The sequence below is a fragment of the Streptomyces sp. XY431 genome (assembly GCF_001279805.1).
In the GTDB taxonomy this organism is placed as follows: domain Bacteria; phylum Actinomycetota; class Actinomycetes; order Streptomycetales; family Streptomycetaceae; genus Kitasatospora; species Kitasatospora purpeofusca.
Map to the genome: position 1 here is coordinate 1 of NZ_LGDO01000304.1, position 647 is coordinate 647.

Below are 647 nucleotides of genomic sequence, written 5' to 3' on the forward strand. Positions count from 1 at the left end.
GCAACAACCCCGGCTGGATCGACTACGGCCAGATCGCCGCCGGCGCCTGAACCCCGCACCCGCACCACCGACCGGCACCACGAACCCCGGCCACGAACCGCAAATGACCCGGGGCGCAGCGCACCGGACGCGCTGCGCCCCTCCCACCCCACTGACCGTCCGTGCTACCGAAACGAGTGATTCCATTGAAGCCGCGCCGTCGTCTCCCGCTCTCCTTCGCCGTCCTGGCCGCCGCCGCGGCCAGCGCAATCGGCGCCCCGACGGCCTCGGCCGCCTCCGTGAGCACCTGGGACAAGGTCGCCCAGTGCGAGAGCACAGGAAACTGGAGCATCAACACCGGCGGCACGTACTACGGCGGCCTGCAGATCAGCCTCCACAACTGGCAGTACTACGGCGGCACCGCCTACGCGGCCCGCCCCGACCTCGCCACCAAGAAACAGCAGATCCTGATAGCCGAGAAGATCCTCGCCGACCAGGGCGCCGGCGCGTGGACCTGCGCTCCGGGGACCGGTCTGGCCACCGACCACGCCAACCCGTACCCCAGCGGTGCCGGTACGGAGTCGGGTGGTGCGGGGCGGGTGCGGTGGGCGGACTTCGACGGCGACGGGCGCGCGGACTACGTCGTTCTCAACGACAACGGTTCGGTG

The 647-nt window shown here is 70.8% G+C and carries 1 protein-coding gene; it reads left to right on the top strand.

Annotated features, from left to right (window positions below; genetic code table 11):
* Nucleotides 1–185 precede the first annotated feature (185 nt).
* A partial coding sequence (locus tag ADK60_RS47800; protein WP_286185302.1) for a transglycosylase family protein occupies nucleotides 186–647 on the top strand: 462 nt, incomplete at its 3' end.